The sequence below is a fragment of the Actinomycetospora rhizophila genome, from assembly GCF_042657905.1.
GTDB lineage: Bacteria > Actinomycetota > Actinomycetes > Mycobacteriales > Pseudonocardiaceae > Actinomycetospora > Actinomycetospora rhizophila.
The window spans coordinates 216,028-239,797 of sequence record NZ_JBHSKG010000002.1; the positions used below are offsets into that span (position 1 = coordinate 216,028).

At 74.3% G+C, this 23,770-nt stretch carries 20 protein-coding genes; 13 read left to right on the forward strand and 7 right to left on the reverse strand.

Features of this window, described 5'->3' with window-relative positions; translation table 11 throughout:
* Positions 1-45 precede the first annotated feature (45 nt).
* On the forward strand, positions 46-1,335 hold the full coding sequence (locus tag ACFPK1_RS04895) for a hypothetical protein (RefSeq protein ID WP_378019785.1): 1,290 nt from the start codon (positions 46-48) through the stop codon (positions 1,333-1,335).
* 70 nt (positions 1,336-1,405) lie between these two features.
* Here the strand turns inward: ACFPK1_RS04895 and ACFPK1_RS04900 are convergent, their stop codons facing one another.
* A complete protein-coding gene (locus tag ACFPK1_RS04900) occupies positions 1,406-1,741 on the reverse strand; it encodes a DUF1918 domain-containing protein (protein ID WP_378019786.1) in 336 nt (111 codons plus the stop codon).
* A 186-nt stretch (positions 1,742-1,927) separates the two neighbouring features.
* Positions 1,928-4,492: an ATP-dependent Clp protease ATP-binding subunit gene (locus ACFPK1_RS04905; RefSeq protein ID WP_378019787.1), complete on the reverse strand. Its 2,565-nt coding sequence runs from the start codon at positions 4,490-4,492 to the stop codon at positions 1,928-1,930.
* Between the two features lie 198 nt (positions 4,493-4,690).
* Here ACFPK1_RS04905 and ACFPK1_RS04910 point away from each other — a divergent pair, with 198 nt between their 5' ends.
* Positions 4,691-5,713, forward strand: a complete 1,023-nt coding sequence (locus tag ACFPK1_RS04910; protein ID WP_378019788.1) for an NADP-dependent oxidoreductase — start codon at positions 4,691-4,693, stop codon at positions 5,711-5,713.
* Positions 5,714-5,727: 14 nt separating this feature from the next.
* On the opposite strand, the gene ACFPK1_RS04915 is transcribed toward ACFPK1_RS04910, so the two are convergent.
* Positions 5,728-7,740: a PhoX family protein gene (locus tag ACFPK1_RS04915; RefSeq protein WP_378019789.1), complete on the reverse strand. Its 2,013-nt coding sequence runs from the start codon at positions 7,738-7,740 to the stop codon at positions 5,728-5,730.
* 164 nt (positions 7,741-7,904) lie between these two features.
* On the opposite strand from ACFPK1_RS04915, the gene ACFPK1_RS04920 reads away from it, so the two are divergent.
* Together ACFPK1_RS04920 and ACFPK1_RS04925 are read left to right on the forward strand one after the other, a co-directional pair.
* Positions 7,905-9,086 carry a zinc-dependent alcohol dehydrogenase gene (locus ACFPK1_RS04920; protein WP_378019790.1) on the forward strand — a complete coding sequence of 394 codons (1,182 nt, stop codon included), beginning with the start codon at positions 7,905-7,907 and terminating at the stop codon, positions 9,084-9,086.
* Positions 9,083-9,880: an MBL fold metallo-hydrolase gene (locus ACFPK1_RS04925; RefSeq protein WP_378019791.1), complete on the forward strand. Its 798-nt coding sequence runs from the start codon at positions 9,083-9,085 to the stop codon at positions 9,878-9,880. The genes ACFPK1_RS04920 and ACFPK1_RS04925 overlap by 4 nt, the downstream gene beginning before the upstream one ends.
* A gap of 163 nt (positions 9,881-10,043) precedes the next feature.
* Here the strand turns inward: ACFPK1_RS04925 and ACFPK1_RS04930 are convergent, their stop codons facing one another.
* From ACFPK1_RS04930 to ACFPK1_RS04940, 3 genes are read right to left on the reverse strand one after another with little or no spacing between them, the layout of a single operon-like run.
* Positions 10,044-10,907, reverse strand: a complete 864-nt coding sequence (locus ACFPK1_RS04930) for a MaoC family dehydratase (RefSeq protein ID WP_378019792.1) — start codon at positions 10,905-10,907, stop codon at positions 10,044-10,046.
* Positions 10,907-12,280 (reverse strand): 3-oxoacyl-ACP reductase, encoded by a 1,374-nt coding sequence (locus tag ACFPK1_RS04935; RefSeq protein WP_378019793.1) that lies wholly within the window; start codon positions 12,278-12,280, stop codon positions 10,907-10,909. Before ACFPK1_RS04935 ends, ACFPK1_RS04930 begins: the two co-directional genes overlap by 1 nt.
* 3 nt (positions 12,281-12,283) lie before the next feature.
* Positions 12,284-13,588: an acetyl-CoA C-acetyltransferase gene (locus ACFPK1_RS04940; protein WP_378019794.1), complete on the reverse strand. Its 1,305-nt coding sequence runs from the start codon at positions 13,586-13,588 to the stop codon at positions 12,284-12,286.
* A 109-nt stretch (positions 13,589-13,697) separates the two neighbouring features.
* Here ACFPK1_RS04940 and ACFPK1_RS04945 point away from each other — a divergent pair, with 109 nt between their 5' ends.
* The 3 genes from ACFPK1_RS04945 (at position 13,698) to ACFPK1_RS04955 (ending at position 17,257) form a co-directional block, all read left to right on the forward strand.
* Positions 13,698-14,402, forward strand: a complete 705-nt coding sequence (locus ACFPK1_RS04945; protein WP_378019795.1) for a TetR family transcriptional regulator — start codon at positions 13,698-13,700, stop codon at positions 14,400-14,402.
* Positions 14,403-14,446: 44 nt separating this feature from the next.
* Positions 14,447-16,477 (forward strand): acyl-CoA dehydrogenase family protein, encoded by a 2,031-nt coding sequence (locus tag ACFPK1_RS04950; RefSeq protein ID WP_378019796.1) that lies wholly within the window; start codon positions 14,447-14,449, stop codon positions 16,475-16,477.
* A gap of 213 nt (positions 16,478-16,690) precedes the next feature.
* Positions 16,691-17,257, forward strand: a complete 567-nt coding sequence (locus ACFPK1_RS04955; protein ID WP_378019797.1) for a DUF4190 domain-containing protein — start codon at positions 16,691-16,693, stop codon at positions 17,255-17,257.
* Positions 17,258-17,583: 326 nt separating this feature from the next.
* Here the strand turns inward: ACFPK1_RS04955 and ACFPK1_RS04960 are convergent, their stop codons facing one another.
* Complete coding sequence (locus tag ACFPK1_RS04960) at positions 17,584-18,783, reverse strand: phosphodiester glycosidase family protein (RefSeq protein ID WP_378019798.1); 1,200 nt, start codon at positions 18,781-18,783, stop codon at positions 17,584-17,586.
* A gap of 252 nt (positions 18,784-19,035) precedes the next feature.
* On the opposite strand from ACFPK1_RS04960, the gene ACFPK1_RS04965 reads away from it, so the two are divergent.
* The 6 genes from ACFPK1_RS04965 (at position 19,036) to ACFPK1_RS04990 (ending at position 23,769) form a co-directional block, all read left to right on the forward strand.
* Positions 19,036-20,115 (forward strand): TerC family protein, encoded by a 1,080-nt coding sequence (locus tag ACFPK1_RS04965; RefSeq protein WP_378019799.1) that lies wholly within the window; start codon positions 19,036-19,038, stop codon positions 20,113-20,115.
* A gap of 9 nt (positions 20,116-20,124) precedes the next feature.
* Entirely contained in the window at positions 20,125-20,595 is a 471-nt protein-coding gene (locus ACFPK1_RS04970; protein WP_378019800.1) for a DUF309 domain-containing protein, read from the forward strand.
* A 91-nt stretch (positions 20,596-20,686) separates the two neighbouring features.
* A complete protein-coding gene (locus ACFPK1_RS04975) occupies positions 20,687-21,271 on the forward strand; it encodes a type 1 glutamine amidotransferase domain-containing protein (RefSeq protein WP_378019801.1) in 585 nt (194 codons plus the stop codon).
* Positions 21,272-21,278: 7 nt separating this feature from the next.
* The gene (locus ACFPK1_RS04980) at positions 21,279-22,604 is read left to right on the forward strand and encodes a lyase family protein (RefSeq protein ID WP_378019802.1); all 1,326 of its coding nucleotides are present in this window, start codon (positions 21,279-21,281) and stop codon (positions 22,602-22,604) included.
* On the forward strand, positions 22,601-22,999 hold the full coding sequence (gene pcaC / locus ACFPK1_RS04985; RefSeq protein WP_378019803.1) for a 4-carboxymuconolactone decarboxylase: 399 nt from the start codon (positions 22,601-22,603) through the stop codon (positions 22,997-22,999). The genes ACFPK1_RS04980 and pcaC overlap by 4 nt, the downstream gene beginning before the upstream one ends.
* 143 nt (positions 23,000-23,142) lie before the next feature.
* Entirely contained in the window at positions 23,143-23,769 is a 627-nt protein-coding gene (locus tag ACFPK1_RS04990) for a hypothetical protein (RefSeq protein ID WP_378019804.1), read from the forward strand.
* Position 23,770 lies beyond the last annotated feature (1 nt).

The following is a 23,770-nucleotide window of genomic DNA, read 5'->3' on the forward strand; positions in this document are numbered from 1 at the left end:
GAGCCCGGCCGCGGTGGCCGGCCCGATCCCCCCGAGGAGCCCGCGATGCGCACCAGCCCCGACCAGACCCGCCCCCAGCGCCCGGTGGCGGGCGGCCCGGGGTACGGCCACGGGAGCGCTCCGGTCCGGGAGGCACCGCCGCCGCGGGCCCGCCGGGTCGCGACGATGGTCGTGGCGTCGGTGGTGGCCGTGAGCACGGGCCTCGGGCTGGGCGCCCTCGTGGCCATGGCGACCAGCCCCGACGGGACCATCGCCGGCGCGTTCGCGCCCGCCTCCTCCAGCGAGACGACGGGCGGCGCGGCGGACGCGTCGGCGTCCTCGGACGAGTCGGGTGCACCGGGTGGGTCAGGCGCGTCGGGCGCCGACGGTGCGTCGGGCTCCTCGCCGGGTGGGGGCGCGGGGGCGGGCGGCCCCGCCGGCGCCGCCGCCGGGGGCTCGCCGGGCGCTCCCGAGGCCGGCGGCTCCCCGTGGCCCGGTGTGCCCGGCGCGCCCGGTGCGCCCGCGCCGGCCCTGACCGGCCGCTTCACCTACGACGGCTCGATCCTGCTCTCCGACGGCCGGGTCGTGGGCCCGGACGGCGTGGTGCGCTCACCGGCGTTCCCGCTCCCGCACGGGGCCCACCGCGGCCCGGACGGCTCGATCACCCTGGCCGACGGCACGGTGCTGAACGCGAACGGGACGCCGCGCGCCGCGATCGTCATCCCGCCGGGCACCGTCAACACCCCGGAGGGCGGGCCCATCACCGTCCCCGGCTTCACCATCAACGCCGACGGCACGCTGACCCCGGCCAACGCCGACGCCCGCGTCGTGTGGAACTGGGACGGCACCGCCACGGTGATCACCGGCGGGCACGTCGACGTCTGGAACAAGGACGGCAACTTCGCCTCCCGCTACGACGCGAAGCCCGGCGAGACCGTCAACCACGACGGCTCGATCACCCGCGCCGACGGCACCGTCGCCGACCCCAACGGCTCGACCACCCGCACGCCGGTGACCCTGCCGGGCGGCACGACCGTCGACCCGCGGCACCCGGCCACGGACACCCCCCACCAGCCCGCCGACCCGGCCCACCCGGCGCCGGTGACGCACCCGGAGAGCGGCACCCCGGTCGACGCGGACGAGCCCGCCGCGCCCGCGGACGAGTCCGCCACGCCCGCGGGGACGGACGCCGCGACCGGCACGGGCACCACCCCGGAGTCGGGGACGGACACCTCGGGCGGCTCGGGCTCGGGCTCGGGCACGTCGAACGGCTCCGGCAGTTCCGGCAGCTCCGGCAGCTCCGGCGGTTCGAGCTCCGGGTCCTCCTCGAGCGGGCAGGGCCACGGCGGTCAGTGACCGCTGCGCGACACGACCGGCGACCCGGCCCGAGTGGCGGTCGCCGGTCGTGGCGTGCGTGGGGGTCGGATCAGCGTTCGAAGCGCTGGGCCACGTCGTCGGCGAGATCGGACACGACGCGGGCGGCGGCACCCGCGGCGCCCTCGGCCTGCGCCTTCGCCGCGCCGGCCACCTCGGCGGCCTTGTCGCCGGCCTGCTCGGCGGCGAGGCCGAGCTTGTCGCCCACCGAGCCCGCCTCGATCGTCGCGTCGGGGCCGGGCGTCACGATCGTCTCCTCGCCGGAGTCGAACCGGACGCGGTAGGGCGGCCCGTCGTCGCCGAGCACGCCGACCACGGTCCCCGTGCGGTCGGGGACGTCGGTGGTGTTGGAGTGCATGCGGATGCGGTCGCCCACGGACGCGCTCACGGGTGGTCCTCCTTCTCGAACGGCTCTCGCCGCGACAGGTACCCCCGAGACGAGCGAAGGGCACCCCCGATCGATCTAGTCGATCGAAGGTGCCCTTCGCTCAGAACCGCGCCCACTGGCGAAGGGCACCCCCGGCCGATCTAGCCGATCGAAGGTGCCCTTCGCTCAGTACGGGCGGGCCGGGGGTCAGCCGGCGGCGACCGCCGCAGCCCCGGTCGGGGTCTCGGCGACCCCGAACGTGAGCTCGCCGTCCGCCACGTCGACGGTGACCGTCTGGCCGCCGTGCAGCTCGCCGCCGAGCAGCATCGACGACAGCCGGTTGCCGACCTGGCGCTGGATCGTCCGGCGCAGCGGCCGGGCCCCGAACTCGGGCTGGAAGCCCAGCTCGGCCAGGCGGTCGACGGCCGCCTCGGTGATGGCGAACCCGATGTCCTGGGTGTCGAGGCGCTCGCGCGTCTCGTCGAGGATCAGGTCGGTGATCCGGCGCAGCTGCGCCTCGTCGAGCCGCTTGAAGACGATGACCTCGTCGATCCGGTTGAGGAACTCGGGCCGGAACGACTCCCGCAGCCGCGGCATCAGCCGCTCCTGCAGGGACTGGTCGGGGTTCACGCTCGAGGGCGCGAAGCCCAGGGCCTGCGTGTTCGTGGTGATCAGCTCCGAGCCCACGTTGCTGGTCATGATCAGCACCGTGTTCCGGAAGTCGACCGTGCGGCCCTGCGAGTCGGTCAGCCGCCCGTCGTCCAGCACCTGGAGCAGCGTGTTGAAGACGTCGGGGTGGGCCTTCTCCATCTCGTCGAGCAGGACCACCGAGTACGGCCGGCGGCGGATCTCCTCGGTGAGCTGACCGGCCTCGCCGTACCCGACGTAGCCGGGGGGCGACCCGATGAGCCGCGAGACGGTGTGCCGCTCGGAGTACTCGCTCATGTCGACGCGGACCATGCGGTCCTCGTCGCCGAACATCGTCGCCGCCAGGGCCTTGGCCAGCTCGGTCTTGCCGACACCGGTCGGGCCGAGGAACAGGAAGCTGCCGATCGGCCGGTTCGGGTCGTCGAGCCCGGCGCGCGAGCGGCGGACGGCCTCGGCGATCGCGGTGACCGCGTCGTCCTGGCCGACGACCCGCTCGTGGAGCTGCTCCTCGAGCTTGAGCAGGCGGTCCCGCTCGGTCTCGGTGAGCTGGCTGACCGGGATGCCGGTCGAGCGCGCGACGATCTCGGCGATGTCCTCGACGGTCACCTCGAGCACGGCCGGGTGGTCCGACCGGCGGTCGGTGCGCGCCTGCTCGAGCTGGTGCTGCGTCTGCGCGATCTCGTCGCGCAGGGCGCCGGCCCGCTCGTAGTCCTCGTCGGCGACGGCCTGGTCCTTGTCGCGGGTCAGCGACTCGAGCTTGCGCTCGAGCTCGCGCGAGTCGGTGTGCGGGCCCTTGGCCTGCAGCCGCTTGCGCGCGCCGGCCTGGTCGACGAGGTCGATGGCCTTGTCGGGCAGGAACCGGTCGGTGACGTAGCGCTCGGAGAGCTCCGCGGCCGCCGTCAGCGCCTCGTCGGTGAACCGCACCTGGTGGTGCGCCTCGTACCGGTCGCGCAGCCCGTGCAGGATCGAGACCGTGTCCTCGACCGAGGGCTCGGGCACGAGGACCGGCTGGAACCGGCGCTCGAGCGCGGCGTCCTTCTCGATCGACTGGCGGTACTCGTCCAACGTGGTCGCGCCGACGATGTGCAGCTCGCCGCGGGCCAGGGCCGGCTTGAGGATGTTGCCGGCGTCCATGCCGCCCTCCGACGAGCCGCCGGCACCGACCATGGTGTGCAGCTCGTCGATGAAGACGATGAGCTCGTCGGAGTGCTCGCGGACCTCGGCGACCAGCTTGGTCATCCGCTCCTCGAAGTCACCGCGGTAGCGGGTGCCCGCGACCATGCCCGACAGGTCGAGCTGGACGATGCGCTTGCCCTCGAGCTGCTCGGGGACGTCGCCGGACACGATGCGCTGGGCGATGCCCTCGACGACCGCGGTCTTGCCGACGCCCGCCTCGCCGATGAGCACGGGGTTGTTCTTGGTGCGGCGCGAGAGGACCTCGATGGTCTGGTCGACCTCGTCCTCACGCCCGACGACCGGGTCGAGCTCGCCGTTGCGGGCCTTGGCGGTCAGGTCGACCCCGAACTGGTCGACGGTCGGGGTGTCGCTCTCGCTGCCCTGCCCGCCGGAGCCGCCCTGGCCACCGCCCGTGCTGGGGCGCTGGCCGCCGGACGCGGCGGACCGCTGCAGCGACTGCGGGGTGACGCCCTGCGCGCCGAGCGCGCGGCCGACCGGGCTGTCGTTGTTCGCGGCCAGCGCGAGCACGATGTGCTCGGGGCCGATGTAGCTCGAGCCGAGGGCCCGGGAAATTTGGTGCGCGTCGAGCAGCGTGCGCTTGGCCGTCGGGGTCAGCGACGGCGGCTCGGTGCGCGCCTCGCCGCGGGGCAGCTGCTCGTCGGCGGTCCGCTGCAGCGCGTCGACGTCGGCGCCGGCCCCGGACAGGAGCTGACGCAGCGGCGGCACCTGCGTCACGACGAGCAGCAGGTGCCACGCGTCGAGGTCGGTGTTGCCGCGCTCGGCGGCCTGTTGGGCCGCGGCCCCGACGAGCTGGCGCGCGGGCTCGGTCATGAGCTGGGTGATGTCGATGCGCTGGACGCCTCGCGGGGACGCTCCGCCCAGGAAGCTCGCGAGGAAGTCGTCGAACGGGCCGGACCCGGGACCACCGGGCCCGAAGGCGCTGGTCATGAAGCTCCTCAGGGGGGTCTGGCGAAGTTCGAGCCGGCGGTGGTGCCGGCACTGATCTGCTCAGCAACGCGCGGGGATCATTCATTCCTGAGTGAGTGCGACTCAAGTCGTGACGCGGGCCATGAGTCCATTGCGCTCACGTTCGGGGGCTACCCGGATCACGGCATGGGCACGCGCTCGCGCGGGCACGCGGGACACATGAGCACCGCCACCGTCACCGCCCGCGAGGTCCACCTCGTCCGCCGCCCGCACGGGATGCCCGAGCCCGACGACTTCGCCCTCGTCGACCGCGACCTCGGCGAGCCCGGTGACGGTGAGGTGCTCGTGGCGAACCGGTCGTTCTCGGTCGACCCCTACATGCGCGGGCGCATGAACGACGTGCCGAGTTATGTTCCGCCGTTCGCGCTGGACGAGCCGATGGACGGGCGCGCGGTCGGCGAGGTGATCGCGAGCAACAGCGCCGACGTCGCCGTCGGGGACACCGTGACCAGCAACCTGGCGTGGCGCACGCACGGCGTCGTGCCCGCGAAGCAGGTGCAGAAGGTGGCCGCGCCCGAGGGCGTGGACCCGACGGCCTACCTCGGTGTGCTCGGCGTGCCGGGCCTCACCGCCTGGGTCGGGCTGCTCGACAAGGCCGCGTTCCGCGAGGGCGACTCCGTGTTCGTCTCCGGGGCGGCCGGCGCGGTCGGCAGCCTGGTCGGGCAGCTCGCGAAGCTCAAGGGCGCCTCGCGCGTGGTCGGCAGCGCCGGGAGCGCGGAGAAGGTCGCGTGGCTGACCGGCGAGCTCGGCTACGACGCGGCGTTCAACTACAAGGACGGCCCCGTGGTCGACCAGCTCCGTGCGGCGATGCCCGACGGCGTCGACGTCTACTTCGACAACGTCGGCGCGGACCACCTCGAGGCCGCCATCGCGTGCGCCAACGACTTCGCCCGTGTCGCGGCCTGCGGGGCGATCGCGCACTACAACGACACGGCGGACGACCCGACGCCCGGCCCGGCGAACCTCTTCCAGATCGTCAAGAAGCGCCTGTCGATCCAGGGCTTCATCGTCACCGACTCGATCGACCGGATGCGCCCGTTCCTCGAGGAGGTCACCCCGTGGGTGGCGCAGGGCCGGGTGAAGTTCGCCGAGACCACGGCGGAGGGCATCGACAACGCCGTCGAGGCCTTCCGCGGCATGCTCCGCGGCGAGAACACCGGGAAGATGATCGTCACGGTGTGATGGCCGGAGGCCACTCACGTGCGCGTCAGCGCCTCCCCGTCGGCGCGCCAGACCGACACCACGGCGGGACGGGCGATGCTCGTCCCGCCGTCGGGCCAGTGCGAGATCGGGTTCGCGAGGCTCGCGTCGTCCGACTCGCCCGGGTGCTGCACCGCCACCAGCGCCAGCCGCTCCTCGACCACCGGCCCGCAGGTCTCCGCACCGCGCGGCACGGTGAGGAACTGCTGGACGCGGCCGCGCTGCGGGCCCTCCAGCGGCACCGCGAACAGGCCGTCGTTCGAGCCCAGCGCGTTGCCGTCGGTCGCGATCCACAGGGTGCCGGCGGCGTCGAACGCGATGTTGTCCGGGCACGAGATCGGCGAGACCTGGTCCTTCGGGAAGCCGCCGAAGTACGTGTCGGCGGCCGCGGGGTCGCCGCACACCAGCAGCAGCGACCAGGCGAAGCTCCGCGCGCCGGGGTCGTCGCCGGCCTCGGTGAGCTCGAGGACCTGGCCGTTGGTGTTCTCCCCGCGCGGGTTGACGCCGTCGGGCCCGGGCTTGCCCGGGGTGCCGCGCTCGTCGTTGTTGGTCAGCGCGGCGTAGACGCGGCCCGTGGTCGGGTGCGGCTGGACGTCCTCGGGGCGGTCCATCGGGGTCGCGCCGACGGTGTCGGCGGCCATCCGGGTGTGCACGAGCACCTGCGCCGCGCTCATCGACGGGACGAACGAGCGCCCGGTGCCGTCGGCCAGGGACTCCACGAGCGGCAGCCACTCGCCGCCGCCGTCGGGCCCGCCGCCGGGGGCGTCGGGGGAGAAGCGGGCGACGAACAGCGTGCCCTCGTCGAGCAGCCGCGCGTTCGACTCGCGGTCGGCCGGGGTGTCGCCGGCCCGGTGGGTGCGCGACGAGACGAACTTGTAGAGGTACTCGAAGCGCTCGTCGTCGCCCATGTACACCGCGACGGTGCCGGTGGGACCGACCCGCACGTTCGCGCCCTCGTGCTTGAACCGCCCGAGGGCGGTGTGCTTGCGCGGGGTGGAGGCGGGGTCGAACGGGTCGACCTCGACGACCCAGCCGAAGCGGTTGGCCTCGGTCGGCTCCCGGGTCAGGTCGAAGCGCGGGTCGACGCCCTCCCACTTGCGCTCGGTGGCGCCGCCGTCCATGCCGTAGCGGGCGAGCGCCGGGTCGCCCACCGCCTCCCCGTTCGCGAAGTACTGGTCGATGTTCTCCTCGCCGGTGAGCACCGTGCGCCACGGCGTGACCCCGCCCGCGCAGTTGTTCAGCGTCCCCAGCACGGTGCGGCCCTCGGGGTCGGCGCTCGTGCGCACGAGCGGGTCGCCCGCGACCGGGCCGGTCAGCGTCATCGGGGTGCTCGCAGTGATCCGCCGGTTGACCGCGTCCATGACCGGTGTCAGCCGTCCCGACGCGGGGTCGCGCTGGACCGTCACCACCGACATCCCGTGCGCCGCCATGCCGATCGCGACCTGCTCGGGCGTCGGCGCGTCACCGTTGTAGCCCGGGATCATGAACGGCTCGGTCGTGTACTCGTGGTTGGCGACGAGCAGCGCGCGGCCCGGGCTGCCCGGCACGTCGAGCAGCGCGAGGAAGTCGTTGTTGAACCCGAACTGCTGGGCCTGCGCGGCGGCGGTCTGCGCGTTCGCGTCGAAGGCGGGCGCACCGGGCAGCACCGGGTCGCCCCAGCGGATGACGACCTGCTGGGCGAACCCCGCGGGGACGCGCACGGCGTCGTCGGTGTTCGGCGCGACCGCGGTGAAGCCGAACGGGGAGGGCATCGGGGCGCTCGCGCCGGGGGCCGGGGCGGCGCCGCCGGAGCCACCCATTCCGCAGGCGGCCAGCGTTCCGGTCATCCCCGCGACCAGGCCTGCCTGCAGCACGCGCCGGCGGCTCAGGGCGGCGGCCGCGATCTCGCGGAACGGCGTGCTGTCCGTGGGGTTGGGCGCCTCGCGGGAGCAGGCGTCGGCGCACCGGTAGCGGCACGAGACGGCCGGGCGTCCGTGGGGGCGGCGGACGGCGAGCGGCAGCAGGCGCACGGAATCTCCGCGTGTATCCGGGTGTGGTGGTCGCCGCGACGCTAGGACGTCCGGGCGTCGCGGCGGGGTGGGGGAGGTGAACACGGGTCGAACACGCCCAGCTCCACGGCGTGACCGATCCGACGGTCCGTTTCGGCCGTCGCCGCCGTCGGGCAGCCGAATCCATGCGAGCACTCACCTGGCAGGGGCAGGGCGACGTCAGCGTCGAGACCGTCCCCGACCCGACGATCCAGGCGCCGACCGACGCCATCATCAAGGTCACGAGCACCGCGATCTGCGGCTCGGACCTGCACCTCTACGAGGTGCTCGGCCCGTTCCTCGACAAGGGCGACATCCTCGGCCACGAGCCGATGGGCATCGTCGAGGAGGTCGGCTCGGACGCGGGCGACCTGAAGGTGGGCGATCGCGTCGTCGTGCCCTTCAACATCTCGTGCGGGCACTGCTGGATGTGCGAGCGTCAGTGGTTCGCGGCGTGCGAGACCACCCAGAACCGCTCCCAGGGCATGGGTGCCTCGCTCTTCGGTTTCACGAAGCTCTACGGGCAGGTCCCGGGCGGCCAGGCCGAGTACCTGCGGGTGCCGCAGGCGCAGTTCGGTCCGATCAAGGTCCCCGACGGCCCGGCCGACGAGCGCTTCCTCTACCTCTCCGACGTGCTGCCCACCGCGTGGCAGGCCGTCGAGTACGCCCGCGTCCCCGACGGCGGCAGCGTCGCGGTGTTCGGGCTCGGCCCGATCGGGCAGATGGCCTCGCGGATCGCCCGCCACCGGGGCTACCGGGTCATCGCCGTCGACAGCGTGCCCGAGCGCAACGCGATGGCGCGCCGGCACGGCATCGAGGTGGTCGACGCGGGCACGGTCGACGACGTCACCACGGCCATCCGCGACCTCACCGACGGCCGGGGCACCGACTCCGCGATCGACGCGGTCGGCATGGAGGCCCACGGCGGCTCGGCGATCCCGGAGCTCGCGCAGAAGATGGTCAACAAGCTCCCGGACGCCATCTCGGCGCCGCTGATGCAGGTGGCCGGCGTCGACCGGACCGCCGCGCTCGTCGGGGCCGTCGACGCGGTGCGCCGCGCCGGCGTCGTCTCGCTGTCGGGCGTCTACGGCGGCACCGCCGACCCGATCAACATGCTGAAGATCTTCGACAAGGGCATCTCGCTGCAGATGGGCCAGGCGCACGTGAAGCGCTGGACCCCGGAGATCCTCCCGCTGCTCACCGACGAGGACCCGCTCGGCGTGCACGACCTGGAGACCCACCGCCTGCCGCTGGAGTCCGCGCCGCACGGCTACGAGATCTTCCAGAAGAAGCAGGACGAGTGCATCAAGGTGGTCCTGTCGCCGTGACCGACCCATCGCTGTTCTTCATCGGGACGGCGACGACGCTGCTGCGGTGCGCGGGGTTCACGGTCCTCACCGACCCGAACTTCCTGCACCGCGGCCAGCGGGCCTACCTCGGCAAGGGACTCGTGTCGAAGCGGCTCACCGAGCCCGCGCTGACCCCGGACGACCTGCCCGCCCTGGACGCCGTCGTGCTCTCGCACCTGCACGGCGACCACTGGGACCGGGTGGCACGCCGGGGTCTCGACCGCTCCGTCCCCGTGGTCACGACGCCGGAGGCCGCCCGCACCCTGCAGTCGCGCCAGGGCTTCCGGCGCGCGCTGGGGCTGGCGGTGTGGGAGTCGCACACGCTCGTGCGCCCCGACGGCGCGACGCTGCGGGTCACCGCGCTGCCCGGCCGCCACTCGCCCCGCCCGCTGACCAGGCTGCTGCCGCCGGTGATGGGCAGCCTGCTCGAGTTCGCCGATGCCTCGGGCGCGGTGCTGCGCCGCATCTACCTCTCCGGCGACACCCTGCCCTTCGAGGGCATCTCCATGATCCGCGAGCACATCGGCGAGGTCGACCGCGCCGTCCTGCACCTCGGCGGCACGACCCTGCCCGGCGGGCTCGTCGTCACCATGGACGGTCAGATGGGCGCCGACGTCCTCGAGACGATCGCGCCGAGGCGCGCGACGCCGGTGCACTACGACGACTACAGCGTGTTCCGCTCGCCGCTCTCGGCGTTCCTGGACGAGGTCGACCGGCGCGGCTGGCGCGACCGCGTCGACGTCGTCGGCCGCGGCGAGACGATCGACCTGTAGCGCGCTTCGCCGGGGTTGTTGCAGCGAACGGGTATCTCGCTGCTTCTAGGCGGCCAAACTCCCCGTTCGTGCCGGGGCCGTTCTCGGGGGCGTCGACGCGAACGGGGAGTTCGCGCGCATAGAAGCAGCGAACAGCGCGTTCGCTGCAACAGGCTGGCGAGCGTCAGGCTTCGCGCAGCGTCAGGAGCAGGTGGTCGCGGCCCTTCGGGCTCACGAGCTTCGCGTCCCAGCCGCCATCGGCCGCCGCCGTGTGGAAGTAGACCGTCGACGGCGCGCGCACCGGCGCCTTGAAGACGACGTCGACGGTGAACGCCGGGCCGTGCCGGCCCGCCAGCGCCGCGAGCGCGCCGGCCTTGGTCCACATCCCGTGCGCGATGGTGCCCGGCATCCCGAACGCCTTGGCGGCGAGCCCGTTGACGTGGATGGGGTTGACGTCGCCGGACACCGCCGCGTAGCGCCGGCCGATGTCGCCGGGGATCCGCCAGATCGCGTGCGGGAGCCGTCCGACCTGCGGATCGGGCTCGCGGGGCGCCGCGGGCACGTCGTCGGCACCCGCCGGGGCCGGGGCGCCGCGCACGAAGTAGGTGCTGCGCGAGCCCCAGATCTCCGCGCCGTCGACGTCGGTCACCGCGGTGACGAGGTCGACCTGCGCGCCCTTGGGGTGCGCGGCGAGCCGCTCGGCGTGCACGAGGACGCGCAGCGGCTCGCCGATCTCCGGCGGGCGCGCCTGGGTGATGACGTTGCGCAGGTGCACCATGCCCGGCGCGGGCAGGGGGAACTCGCGGTCGGTCATCAGCCGCATCTGCAGGGGGAACGCCAGCATGTGCGGATAGGTCGGCGGCACGACGCCGCCGACGGAGAACCCGCACACGTGGTCGTAGTCGGCGACCGCGTCGGCGTCGATCCGCACTCCGGCGAGCTCGAGGGCGCGGTCGGGCAGCGTCGTACCGCCCGACCGCGCCGTGAGCAGCGCGCGGCCGTAGAGGACGCCGAGGGTCGGGGACGCGTCCAGCGTCTCGGTCCCCATCAGGCCCCCAGGTAGTTCTGGCCGTCGACGCGCAGGACCTGCCCGTTGACGGCGTAGGAGGCGCCCTGGGCGAACCATGCGATCGTCTCGGCCACGTCGACCGGCAGCCCGCCCTGCGTCATCGACGACAGTCGTCGCCCCGCCTCGCGGGTGCCGACCGGCATCGCCGCGGTCATCGCGGTCTCGATGAAGCCCGGCGCGACGGCGTTGATCGTCGCGTCCTTCTCGACGAGCAGCGGCGCCGTGGCGTCGACCATCCCGATGACCCCGGCCTTCGAGGCGCCGTAGGCGGTCTGGCCGCGGTTGCCGGCGATCCCGGCCATCGAGGACACGGTGACGATGCGCCCGCCGCGGTGGAAGACGTCGGAGGCCAGCAGCGCGTCGTTGATCGCGAGCTGAGCGTTGAGGTTGACGTCGATGACCGAGTTCCAGCGGTCGCGGTCCTGGTTGGCGAGCAGCTTGTCGCGGGTGATGCCGGCGTTGTGCACGACGATGTCGAGCCCGCCGTGGCGCTGCGCGTGGTCGAGCAGCGTGCCCGGCGCGTGGTCGGCGGTGATGTCGAGCTGCAGCGCGCTGCCGCCGACGTCGTTGGCCGTGCGCGCCAGCGCGTCGCCGGCCGCCGGGATGTCCACGCAGATCACCGTCGCGCCGTCGCGGCGCAGCGTCTTCGCGACCGTCGCGCCGATGCCGCGGGCGGCGCCGGTGACGACGGCGGTGCGCCCGGCGAGCGGCTTGTCCCAGTCGACCCCCTGGCTCGATCCGGCGAAGCCGGGCACCGTCCCGACCTCGAGGCGCTGCCCGTCGACGAACGCCGAGCGCGAGGACAGGAAGAACCGCAGCGTCGACTCGATGTCGTTCTCGGCGCCGTCGGCGACGTGGATCAGGTTCGCCGTCGCCCCGTAGCGGGCCTCCTTGGCCGCGGAGCGCACGAGGCCCTCCAGCGCGCGGCGGGCGGCGCGCACCGACGGCGAGGTGGCCTCACCGGGGACGTCGCCGATCACGAGGATGCGGCCCGACGGCCCGACCCGGCGCATCACCGGGGTGAGGAAGGCCTGGATCTCGGCGAGGTCGGCGGGCGAGGACAGCCCGGTGGCGTCGACGATCCCGGCGGCGACCTTGGAGGTCGAGCTGCCGCCGCCGACCGGGGCCTGCGGGTCGTCGTGCACCTCGACGCCCAGGTCGGTCAGCAGCGAGCGCACGACCTTCGCGACGCGCCCGTGCGCCGTGGCCGTCCCGAGCAGCGCCGCGCCCGACAGCAGCGGCTGCCCGGGCTCGTAGCGGCGCAGGCGCGGCACCGGGGGCAGCCCGACGGTGCCGGCGATCGACTTGCCGAAGCCGGAGTTGACGAAGTCGGAGTACCAGTCGTTGCTCACGGATCAGACCTCCAGGATCGCGACGACGCCCTGGCCACCGGCTGCGCAGATCGAGATGAGACCCCTACCGGAGCCCTTCTCGTGCAGCAGCTTGGCCAGCGTCGGGACGATGCGGGCGCCGGTGGCGGCGAACGGGTGGCCCGTGGCCAGCGACGACCCCGCGACGTTGAGCTTGCTCTTGTCGAAGGTGCCCAGCGGCTCGTCGAGGCCCAGACGCTCCTTGCAGAAGATCGGGTCCTCCCACGCGGCGAACGTGGCGAGGATCGTCGAGGCGAAGGCCTCGTGGAACTCGTAGAAGTCGAAGTCCTGCAGCGTGAGCCCGTGGCGCTCGAGCAGCCGCGGCACCGCGTAGGTCGGGGCCATGAGCAGGCCCTCGTCGCCGTGCACGTAGTCGACCGCGGCGGTCTCGGCGTCGACGAAGTGCGCGAGCACCGGCAGGTTGCGCTCGGCGGCCCACTCGTCGCTGGCGAGCAGGACGGTGGCGGCGCCGTCGGTGAGCGGCGTGGAGTTCGCCGCGGTCATCGTGGCCTCGGTGTCGGGGTAGCCGGCCGGCTTGAACACCGGCTTGAGCTTGGCCAGGCCCTCGAGGGTCGAGTCGGCGCGCAGGTTGTTGTCCTTGGTGACGCCCAGGAAAGGCGTCAGCAGGTCGTCGAAGAAGCCGCGGTCGTAGGCGGCGGCGAGGTTGTGGTGGCTCGCGACCGTGATCTCGTCCTGCGCGGTGCGGCTGATGCCCCACGCGGCGGCGGTCTGCGCGGCGTGCTCGCCCATGGCCATGCCAGTGCGCGGCTCGCGGTTGGCCGGGATCTCGGGGACGACCTGGCCGGGGCGCAGGCCGGCGAGGGCCCTGAGGACGCCCGCGGTGGACTTCGCGCGGTTGGCGGCGAGCAGCACCCGGCGCAGGTCGTCGTTGACCTCGATCGGCGCGTCGCTCGTGGTGTCCACACCCGAGGCGACGCCGCTCTCGATCTGCCCGAGGGCGATCTTGTTGGCGACCTGCAGCGTCGTCTGCAGGCTGGTCCCGCAGGCCTGCTGCAGGTCGTAGGTGGGCGTCGCGGCCGAGAGCCGGCTGCCGAGCACGGCCTCGCGGGTGAGGTTGAAGTCGCGGCTGTGCTTGAGCACCGCGCCCGACGCGACCTCCCCGAGACGCTCGCCGGCCAGCCCGAACCGCGCGACGAGCCCGTCGAGGGCGGCGGTGAGCATGTCCTGGTTGGAGGCCCGCGCGTAGGCGCCGTTCGAGCGGGCGAAGGGGATGCGGTTGGCGCCGACGATCGCCGCCCGGCGGGGCAGGGCAGATGATGCGGAGGGCACGATTCCTCCCGGTCGTTGCAGGGGTGCGGGGTTCCGCCCGGCGGGCACGGCGGCGTGACGTGCGCCGTGCGGCCGTAGTTACCCGAAAGTATCAGGTACCGTCGGTAACGTGAGCCGTCGTTCCGCACATCACCCCGAGTCCGGGCGTGACGGTGAGCGCGACGCGTCCCGCCCGCGGCGCGACCGGCGCTCCAGCCGCTGGGACGAGCACCGTCGCGCCCGGCGCCAGGAGCTCACCGCGGCCACCATCGTGGCGATCCGCGCGCACGGCGCCGAGGTCGGCATGAGCCAGGTCGCCGCGCAGGCCCGCACCAGCAAGACCGTCGTGTACCGGCACTTCGCCGACAAGAACGACCTCTACCTCGCGGTCTGCGACTGGGTGGCGGCCGTGCTGGTCGGCCAGCTGCAGAGCGCGATGCGCGACGCCGCCGAGGACCCCCGCCAGACGCTGGTGTCGGGCATCGACGCCTACCTCGGGCTCATCGAGGCCGATCCCGAGGTCTACCGCTACGTGATGCGCCCGCCGAAGCTCGACCGCCCCGAGGGCGAGGACCCCGTCACCGACCTCTGCACGGTCATCGGCGACCACATCGCGGAGATCATCTCCACCGAGCTGCGCCGCCAGAACCGCGACACCACACCGGCCCAGACCTGGGGCCACGCCCTCGTCGGCATGGTCCGGGCCGCGGGCGACCAGTGGCTCGCCGCCCGTCCCGACCTCGAGCGCGAGACCCTCGCCGGCCAGCTCGCCGACCTCGCCTGGTCGGGTCTCGCCCGCACCGTCACCCCGTCGGCCGCGTCGTCCGCGTCCTGACGGGGCACTTCCGCGATCACGCACCGCTCCCCCGGGAGGACCCCGTGAACACCCCCACCCCTTCGGTTACCGACCAGTACGACCTCTCCGACGCGACCGTTGCCGCCGTCCGGCGGACCCTCGACGGCCGCTGGCACGCGCTGCGGGACGAGATCCGCGACCGGCGCGACTTCGCCGACCTGCGCGTCGACCCCGCCACCGACGTCGGGTCCCACCGCGCCGCGGTGTGGGAGATGCTCGCGCGCCTGGCCGACGAGGGGCACGCCGTGCACGGCTTCCCCGTCGCGGTCGGCGGGCGCGGCGACATCGGCGGGTCGGTGGTCTCGTTCGAGATGCTGGCCTACGCCGACCTGTCGCTGCAGGTGAAGAGCGGGGTCCAGTGGGGGCTGTTCGGCGGGGCGATCCAGGCATTGGGCAACGCCGAGCAGCACGCGCGCTGGCTGCCCGGGGTCATGGACCTCTCGCTGCCGGGCTGCTTCGCGATGACCGAGACCGGCCACGGCTCGGACGTGCAGTCGGTGCACACGACGGCCACGTACGACGCCTCGAGCGGCGAGCTCGTCATCGACACCCCGACCGAGTCCGCGAAGAAGGACTACATCGGCAACGCCGCGCGCGACGGGCGGATGGCGGCGGTGTTCGTGCAGCTGTGGTCCGCCCCGGCCGGTCAGGCACCGGAGCGCCACGGCGTGCACGCGGTGCTGGTGCCGCTGCGCGGCGACGACGGCGAGGTGCTGCCCGGCGTCGAGATCGTCGACGACGGTCACAAGGAGGGCCTCAACGGCGTCGACAACGGGCGCCTGGCGTTCCACGGCGTCCGGGTCCCGCGCGAGAACCTGCTCGACCGCTACGGCACGGTCGCCGCGGACGGCACGTACTCCAGCTCGATCGAGAGCGAGAACCGGCGCTTCTTCACGATGCTCGGCGCGCTCGTGCGCGGGCGGGTCAGCGTGTCGGGCAGCGCGGTCGGGGCGGCGTCGCTGGCCCAGACGATCGCGGTGCGCTACGGCGAGGCGCGCCGCCAGTTCGCGGCACCGGGCAGCGACGAGGAGATCACCGTCCTCGACTACCTCGCCCACCAGCGCAAGCTGCTGCCGGGGCTCGCGCGCACCTACGCGATGCGGTTCGCGCAGAACGAGCTCGTCGAGATGCTCCACGACGTCCAGACCGCCCGGGAGGCCGGCGAGGACGTCGACGAGAAGCGTCAGCGCGAGCTGGAGTCGCGGGCGGCGGGCACCAAGGCGCTCTCGACCTGGCACGCCACCGCGACCATCCAGGCCTGCCGGGAGGCGTGCGGCGGGCAGGGCTACCTGTCGGAGAACCGCCTCGGCCAGCTGCGCGCCGACACCGACGTGTTCACGACGTTCGAGGGCGACAACACCGTCCTGCTCCAGCTCGTCGCCAAGGGCCTGATCTCGGGCTACGCCGACGACTTCGGCCACCTCGACACCCTGGGCACCGTGCGCTTCGTCGCCGACCAGGTGCTCGACACCGTCGCCGAGCGCACCTCGCTGCGCCAGCTCGCCGAGCGCCTGCGGGCCGTGGCGCCGGGCCGCGACGAGGAGGATGTGCGCGACCGGTCGTGGCAGGTCAAGCTGCTCGACGACCGCGAGGAGCACACGCTCGACGGGCTCGTGCGCCGCCTGCGCCCCGCGCGCGACAAGGGGATCAGCCCCGAGCGCCAGTTCGCGATCTTCAACGGCGCGCAGGACCACCTCCTGCGCGCGGCGCGGGCCCACCTCGACGGCCTGGTGCTCGACGCGTTCGTGCGCGGGATCGACGCGTGCACCGACCCGTCCGCGCGCGCCCTGCTGGGCAAGGTCTGCGACCTCTACGCCCTGTCGCTGATCGAGGAGGACAAGGGCTGGTTCCTCGAGCACGGGCGCATCTCGGCGACCCGGTCGAAGGCGATCACGGCCGAGGTCAACCGCCTGTGCGGGGAGCTGCGCCCCCACGCCCGCGCGCTGGTCGACGCGTTCGGGATCCCGGAGGCGTGGATCGGGGCCCCGATCGCGACGGGCGCCGAGCAGCGCCGCCAGGACGAGGCCCGCGCCCACGCCGCGTCCCTGGCCTGAGCGGCGACGCACGGAGTGGTGTCAGCGTGGCGGCCACCGGCGGCACGCAGCGAAGCGGAGCTGCCGCGCCGGAGGCGGACGACCGCGTTCAACGTCAGGAAATCCCCCCGCTCGAATCGCCCCCTTCGGTGGTCTCCGGTCGGAACGGGTACCGGTGGCACGATGGCCGCCCCGGCCGCGGGCCGGGCCTATCCAGGGTGAGAGGACGTCGATGTGAGCACTCCGGGCGACGGCTACGGCCAGCAGGGACAGCCGGGCTACGGGCAGCAGGGTGGCTACGGGCAGCAGCCGTACGGCGAGCCGAGCTACGCGGGGCCGGGGGGTCAGACGCCGGGCTGGGGCCAGCCGGCGGTCCCGACCAAGCCGCGCAACGGCATGGGCATCGCGGCGCTCGTCTTCGGCATCCTGGCGCTGCTGACGTGCTGGTGGCTGCCGGTCGTCGGCGGCATCCTCGCCATCGTCGCGATCGTCCTCGGCGTCGTCGGCCGGGGCCGGGCCAAGCGGCTCGAGGCCAACAACAAGGGCGTGGCCACGACGGGCCTCGTCCTGGGCATCATCAGTCTGCTCCTCAACATCGTTCTGAGCATCCTGGTGTTCGTCGCCGGCATCGCGTTCCTCAACTTCGGTGGCGGGGCGTCGGTCCAGCAGTTCCAGGACTGCCTCTCCCAGGCCTCCAACCAGCCGAACCCCGCGGCGGTGCAGCAGGCCGTGGAGCAGTGCGGGCAGCAGTTCAACCAGCAGCTCCCGGGCACGCAGCCCGAGGGCGAGGGCGGCGGCTGAGCCACCCCCCGGACGACGACGGCCCCCGCACCCGATGGGTGCGGGGGCCGTTCTGCGTCGGGTGTCCGGACCGGGCGATGAGCCGCCTCGCGGCGCGTGGCACACCAGGGCTTCAGCCGAACGATCGTCCCTGGCGGCTCTTATTAATGAGACCCGGGGGCACATGGCGCCCGGTCCGGACGCCTCATTGAACCCCATGACGGCGCCGTGTGTTCCCGGGGATGCCGACGGATTCGTCCGGGCTGTCCGCCACGTGGCGTGACGGCGCCGAGCGAGCTGGGGGCTTTCCTGACGGTGAACGCCGGCGTGGCCGCCAGGCTTGCAGGTCAGCGGGGCACCACGGCGAGAGCGTCGGTCACGGCGCGCACGGGGGCGGCGGCGGGGTCGTTGACGATCCTGAGGGCCTCGTCACGCCCGCGGCGGACCATGGTCGTCGAGCCCCCGCCGTCCAGGGACGCCGCGACGGGCGCGCCGAGGTCGGTCAGCAGGCGGGCGAGCTCGGCCAGCGTCACCCCGGTGCTCGCGTCCTGGCGCCCGTCGACGGTGACCAGCCACAGCCGCCGGCCGTCCTCGGCGAGGCCGACCGCGGTCCGTGGTGCGCGCTCGGTGTCCTGCAGCCCGGGCAGGGCGCGTCCGCCCCGGGCCAGCGGCAGCGCGCCGACGGCCACCCGCAGCGGCGGTGAGCCGACCGCCTCGAACCCGGTGGAGACGGTCACCCGCGTCCCGACGGCGACTCCCCGCAGCGCCGCAGCCCCGCGCTCGCGGCCGACCAGCGCCACCGTCCCGCCCGGCAGGCGCCCGGCGCCCGGCGGTCCCACGGCGACGACCTGCCCGTGGGCCACCCGGACCTCGAGCGTGTCCGCGCTGCACGGGACGTCGGGGTCGGTGTCGGACCCGCACGTCGCCGGGCCGCGCGCCAGGTCGCCCCACGACGGGTCGAAGACCCCGACGCCGTCCACGGGCACCGCGTAGCCGTCCAGCCCGTCGAGCGGCACCGTGCGGTCCGCGGCCACCAGCGCTCCCCGGAACCGCGCCCGCGCCAGGTGCGCCCGGCCCCCGTCGTCGAGGCCCACGACCGTGTCCGCTCCCTCGCCCGGTGGCGCCGGGCGGCGGCCGGCCGGCACCCCCGACGTGCGCGCCGCACCGTCGACGATCTCCGCCGCCACCGGTGCCCCGGTGGCGCCCTCGTCGAAGAAGCCGCCGTTGACCGCGGCGATCGCCCCGGCCCGCGCCGCCAGCTCGGGCACCGTCGCGACCGCGGGCACGACCGGCGGGGTCAGCAGCTCGACCCGCACCGCGGGGGAGGCGAGGTCGACCTCGACGACGTCACCGCGCAGGGGCCCGCCGCGCGGGTCGGGCAGCGTGGTCGTGAACTCGCGGTAGGTGGTGCCGGGCAGGTCGGCGGCGGCTCCCCGCGGGACGAGGAGCTCGTCGAGCACCCGCCCGTCCGGGGGCGGGGGCACCGCGGCGCCGAGCGCGAGGCCCGCGACGAGCGCGAGCGCGGCCCGCCACCGGCTCGGGGCCACGCCTGCCTCCCGTCGGCCGGACGGTCCGGCGGTCGGCGACGACCTTCGGCGCGGCGCCGCCGGCGGCCCGCGGCGACACACGGGACGCCGTCGGGCGCCGCCCGGTCGGGTGACGAGGTGAGAGAAACCGACATCGCGGAACGAAACGCGCAGGCGTCGGTATCGTCACACCGGGGAACCCCCGCTCCGAGCCACCCGTTGGCGAGCGCGGAATCCCGAACGGACGAGCAGGCGAGTGGTGGAGGAGCAGGCGTGACGGTCCCCTTCTGGGTCTGGGCGGCCACGATCGGTGGCATCGCCGTGCTCGTGGCCATCGACATCTGGCACGCGCGGTCGCCGCACGAGGTCAGCTTCCGCGAGGCGACCCTCTGGTCGGTCATCTACATCGTCGTCGCCGTGGTCTTCGGCGTGATCCTGCTGTTCACGATGGGGACGCAGTCCGGCACCGAGTACTTCGCCGGCTACCTCGTCGAGAAGAGCCTCTCGGTCGACAACCTGTTCATCTTCGCGGTGATCCTGGGCCAGTTCGCGGTACCCAAGCGCCACCAGCAGAAGGTGCTGCTCTGGGGCGTCATCGGCGCCCTGGTCATGCGCGCGATCTTCATCGCCATCGGCGCCGCGGTCGTCTCCGCCTTCGCCTTCGTGTTCGTCATCTTCGGCGGCTTCCTGCTCTACACGGCCTACACGCTGATCAAGCAGCACGGCCAGGAGCCGAAGGACATGCACGACAACCGGGCGGTCAAGCTGGTCCGCCGGTTTGTCACCGTGCACGAGGACGCCGGCGACCACGAGGGCTACAAGGACGACGGCAAGCTCACCGCCCGGATCAACGGCAAGTGGGGCGTCACCCCGCTGTTCATCGTCGTCGCCGTGATCCTCTCGGTGGACCTCGTGTTCGCGCTCGACTCGATCCCCGCGATCTTCGGCATCACGCAGAACGCGTACATCGTGTTCACGGCCAACGCCTTCGCGCTGCTCGGCCTGCGCGCCCTGTACTTCCTGCTGGTCGGGCTGCTCGACCGCCTCGTGCACCTGTCCTACGGCCTGGCGTTCATCCTGGCCTTCATCGGCGTCAAGCTGATCCTGCTCTACCTGCACGAGGACATCTCGCCGTCGATCCCCGAGGTGCCGACCTGGCTCTCGCTGGTCGTCATCGTCGTGACGCTGGCCGTCGTGACGGTCACCAGCCTGATGGCGACGCGCAACGGGAAGGGCGGCCACTCCGAGGAGAGCGCCGAGGTCGAGTCCGGCGAGAAGAGCGCCGACACGCAGGACAGCGCCGAGGGTGCCGGCCCGGGGAGCGCCGAGCAGGAGACCCGCTCCTCGTCCTAGGGTCGGGGCATGGCCCCAGATCGCGAACGGGACCGGGACGCCGAGGGCCGGGCGCGCAACGCGCGGCCCCGCGACGCCAGTGGACGCCCGTTGCCCTACGGGGCCACGGGCGTCCCGCGCGCCGACGAGGAGGACGAGCACCTCACCCCCGACGAGGTGTTCACGCGGGCCCAGGCGTTCCTCGACGACAACCGGCCCTTCGACGCCCACGACGTGCTCGAGGCCGCGTGGAAGGCGGCGCCGGACGACGAGCGGCTGCTGTGGAAGGGCCTCGCGCAGCTCGCCGTCGGGCTCACCCACGAGCAGCGCGGCAACGCCCGGGGCGCCTCGTCCCTGCTGCGTCGCGGCGTCGAGACGGCCGCGCAGGCGCCGGAGGCGGCCCACCGCCACCGGGTCGACCTCACCGCGCTCGCGGGCTGGGCCGCGGCCCGCGAGACGTCCGGACCGCTCGCGCCGGGGCTCGTGCTGCGCCACCGCTGACCGTTTCGGGCCCGCCGTCGATGGGGGACCCGAGGGGCGCAGGGGCGGCCACCGCGCCGCCGTCGACGCACGCGAGGAGGAACCCCCGGGTATGGCCGGCGCACTGGACGGACTGCGGGTCGCGATCATCGCCACGAACGGCGTCGAGCAGGCGGAGCTGGAGCAGCCCCGCCAGGCGGTCGACCAGGCGGGTGCGCGCTCGACACTCGTGTCCCTGTCGACCGACGCGATCCAGGCGATGAACTCGGACATCGACAAGGGCGACACGTTCACGCCCGACGCGGCGATCTCGGACGTGTCCGCCGACGACTTCGACGCCCTCGTGCTGCCCGGCGGCACGATCAACGCCGACCAGCTGCGCCAGAGCGGCGACGTCGTGTCGTTCGTGCAGGCGATCTTCGCGGCCGGCAAGCCGGTCGGCGCCATCTGCCACGCGCCGTGGACGCTGGTCGAGGCCGACCTCGTGCGCGGCCGCACGCTGACGTCCTACCCGAGCCTGCGCACCGACATCCGCAACGCCGGCGGCCACGCCGTCGACGAGGAGGTCGTCGTCGACAAGGGCCTCGTCACCAGCCGGAACCCGAACGACCTCGACGCGTTCTGCGCGAAGATCGTCGAGGAGTTCGGCGAGGGCGCGCACCCGGTCCACGACGAGGGCGCGACTGCGCAGGCATGATGCCCCGGTGACCGACCGCCCCGGCCTGTTCGACCCCGTGCTCGCGCGTGGCCAGGCCCGGGCGGCGGTCGCCGACGCGGCCTGGATCGAGGCGCTGCTCGAGGTCGAGTCGGCGCTGGCGCAGGCCGCGGCCGACGTCGGTACCCTCGAGCGCGCCGACGCCGACGCGATCAGCGACGCCTGCCGCCGGCCCGTCGACGCCGAAGAGCTCGGCGAGGAGGCGGCGGCGTCGGGCAACCCCGTGGTCCCGCTGGTCACGCGGCTGCGGGCGGGGCTCGAGGGCTCCGCCGCGTCGGGCGTGCACCGCGGCGCCACCAGCCAGGACGTCGTGGACACCGCGGCGATGCTGGTGGCGCGCCGGGCCGTCGCGGCCATCACCACGGACCTGCGCGAGGCCGCCGACGCCGCCGCCGGCCTCGCCGCGGCCCACCGCGACCGCCCCGCGGCCGGGCGCACCCTGCTCCAGCAGGCCGCGCCCATCACCGCCGGGCTGCGCTTCGCGGGCTGGGCCGGCGGCCTCGACGACGCCGCCGCCGCGCTGGCGGCCTGGCGCCCCGCGGTGCAGCTCGGCGGCGCGGTCGGCACCCTGGCGGCGTTCGACGGGCACGGGCGGGCCGTCCGCGCGGCGCTGGCCCGTCGCCTCGACCTCGCCGAACCGACGCTCGCGTGGCACACCGAGCGCGGGCGGGTCGCCGAGCTCGCCGGGCTGCTCGGCCGCGCCGGCGCCGCGGTCGGCTCGGTGTCCACGGATCTGGTGCTCCTCGCGCAGACCGAGGTCGGCGAGGTCCGCGAGGACGTCCCGGGCCGCGGCGGCTCGTCGACGCTGCCCCACAAGCGCAACCCGGTCGCCGCGGTGTCCGCCCGCGCCGCCGCGATCGCCGTGGCGGGCCTCGTGGCCTCGGTGCTCACGGGCGCGTCGCTGCACGAGCACGAGCGTGCCGCCGGTCCCTGGCACGCCGAGTGGCGCCCGCTCACCGAGCTCCTGCGCACCGTCGGGTCCGGCGCCGCGTGGCTCGCCGACGCGCTGGGCCACCTGGTCGTCGACACCGACCGGGTCGCGGCCGCGCTCGACGTCACCGGCGGCCTGCTGCTCGCCGAGCAGGCGACGACCGGCCTGCGCGCCCGCCTGGGGCACGCCGCGGCGAAGGACCTCGTCACGACCGCGGCGGGCGCGGCCCAGGACGAGGGCCGGCCGTTCGCCGACGTGCTCGCCGAGGCGCTCGGCGACCCCGACGAGGCGCGCGCCCTGCTCGACCCGGCCGCGGCCGTGGGCGAGGCGGCCGCGCTCGTCGACGACTTCCTGGAGTCCAGGACGAGGAAGGACCGCCCGTGAGCCCCCACCCCTCCACCGAGCACTGGGACCCCGCCGGCGAGGAGGTGCGCCGCGCGGTGCTCGGCGACGAGCACGTCGACCGGTCCGTCGCGAACACCGACGACGTCACTGCCGAGTTCCAGGACTTCATCACCCGCTACGCCTGGGGCGGCATCTGGACCCGCCCGGGCCTCGAGCGGCGCGAGCGCAGCATCGTGACGCTCTCGGTGCTCGCCGCCCTGCACCACGAGGGCGAGCTGGGCCTGCACGTGCGCGCCGCGCGCCGCAACGGGCTGACCCGCGAGGAGATCGTGGAGGTGCTGCTCCAGGTCGGCGTCTACGCCGGGGTGCCCGCGGCCAACCGGGCGTTCGCGGTGGCCCAGCGGGTCCTGCGCGAGCTGGACGAGGGCGACTGACCCGCGCCGCGCCGGGTCCCGGCCGACGGCACTACCGTGGGCGGGTGGCCAGTACGGTCCCCGGGGACAGGCCACGGGGCGAGACACGACGGGCGGGGGCGATGGGGCGCGCGGGAGCGGCACTGAGGGCACGACGCGCGCTGGTGGCGGGCACGCTGGCCGCCGCGGCCCTCCTGGCGGCCGCCTGCTCCTCCGGCGCGTCGTCGGGCACCCCGCCGATCCCGGAGTTCCCCGGCCCCGGCGCCGCGCCGGTCACCAGCGCGCCGCCGCCGCGCAACAGCATCCTGCCCACCGAGTGCGACCAGGTGCTGGCGTCCGACCAGGTGCCCAACTACCTCGGGCTGCCGCTCGGCTCGGTGCGCGTGACGGCGCTGCGGGACGTGCCCGCCCCGTCCGTCGGGCGCCTCGAGCGCGTCACCTGCAACTACACCTCGCTCGGCGGGCCGGGCGCCCCGCCGTCGAACACGCTGGTGCTCAAGGTGCTGACCAGCGGCTACACCGACCCGCCGGCCGCCGCGGCGCAGTCGCGGGTCAACCGCGACGCGCAGGCGAGCGCCGGGGTGCCGGCCCAGCCGGTGCCGCTGGGCGCGGCTGAGGCGATCTACTACCCGGACCCCGACGGCCCGGTCCTCGTGGTGGTCTACGGCCGCGTGACGGCGAGCTTCACACTCACGCCGAACCGCCCGGTGCCGCTGGACCAGGCCCAGCCGGTGCTCGTCGACCTGGCCCTGCGGGCGTTGCCGGTGCTCGTGCCGCAGTCCGGGTCGTGAT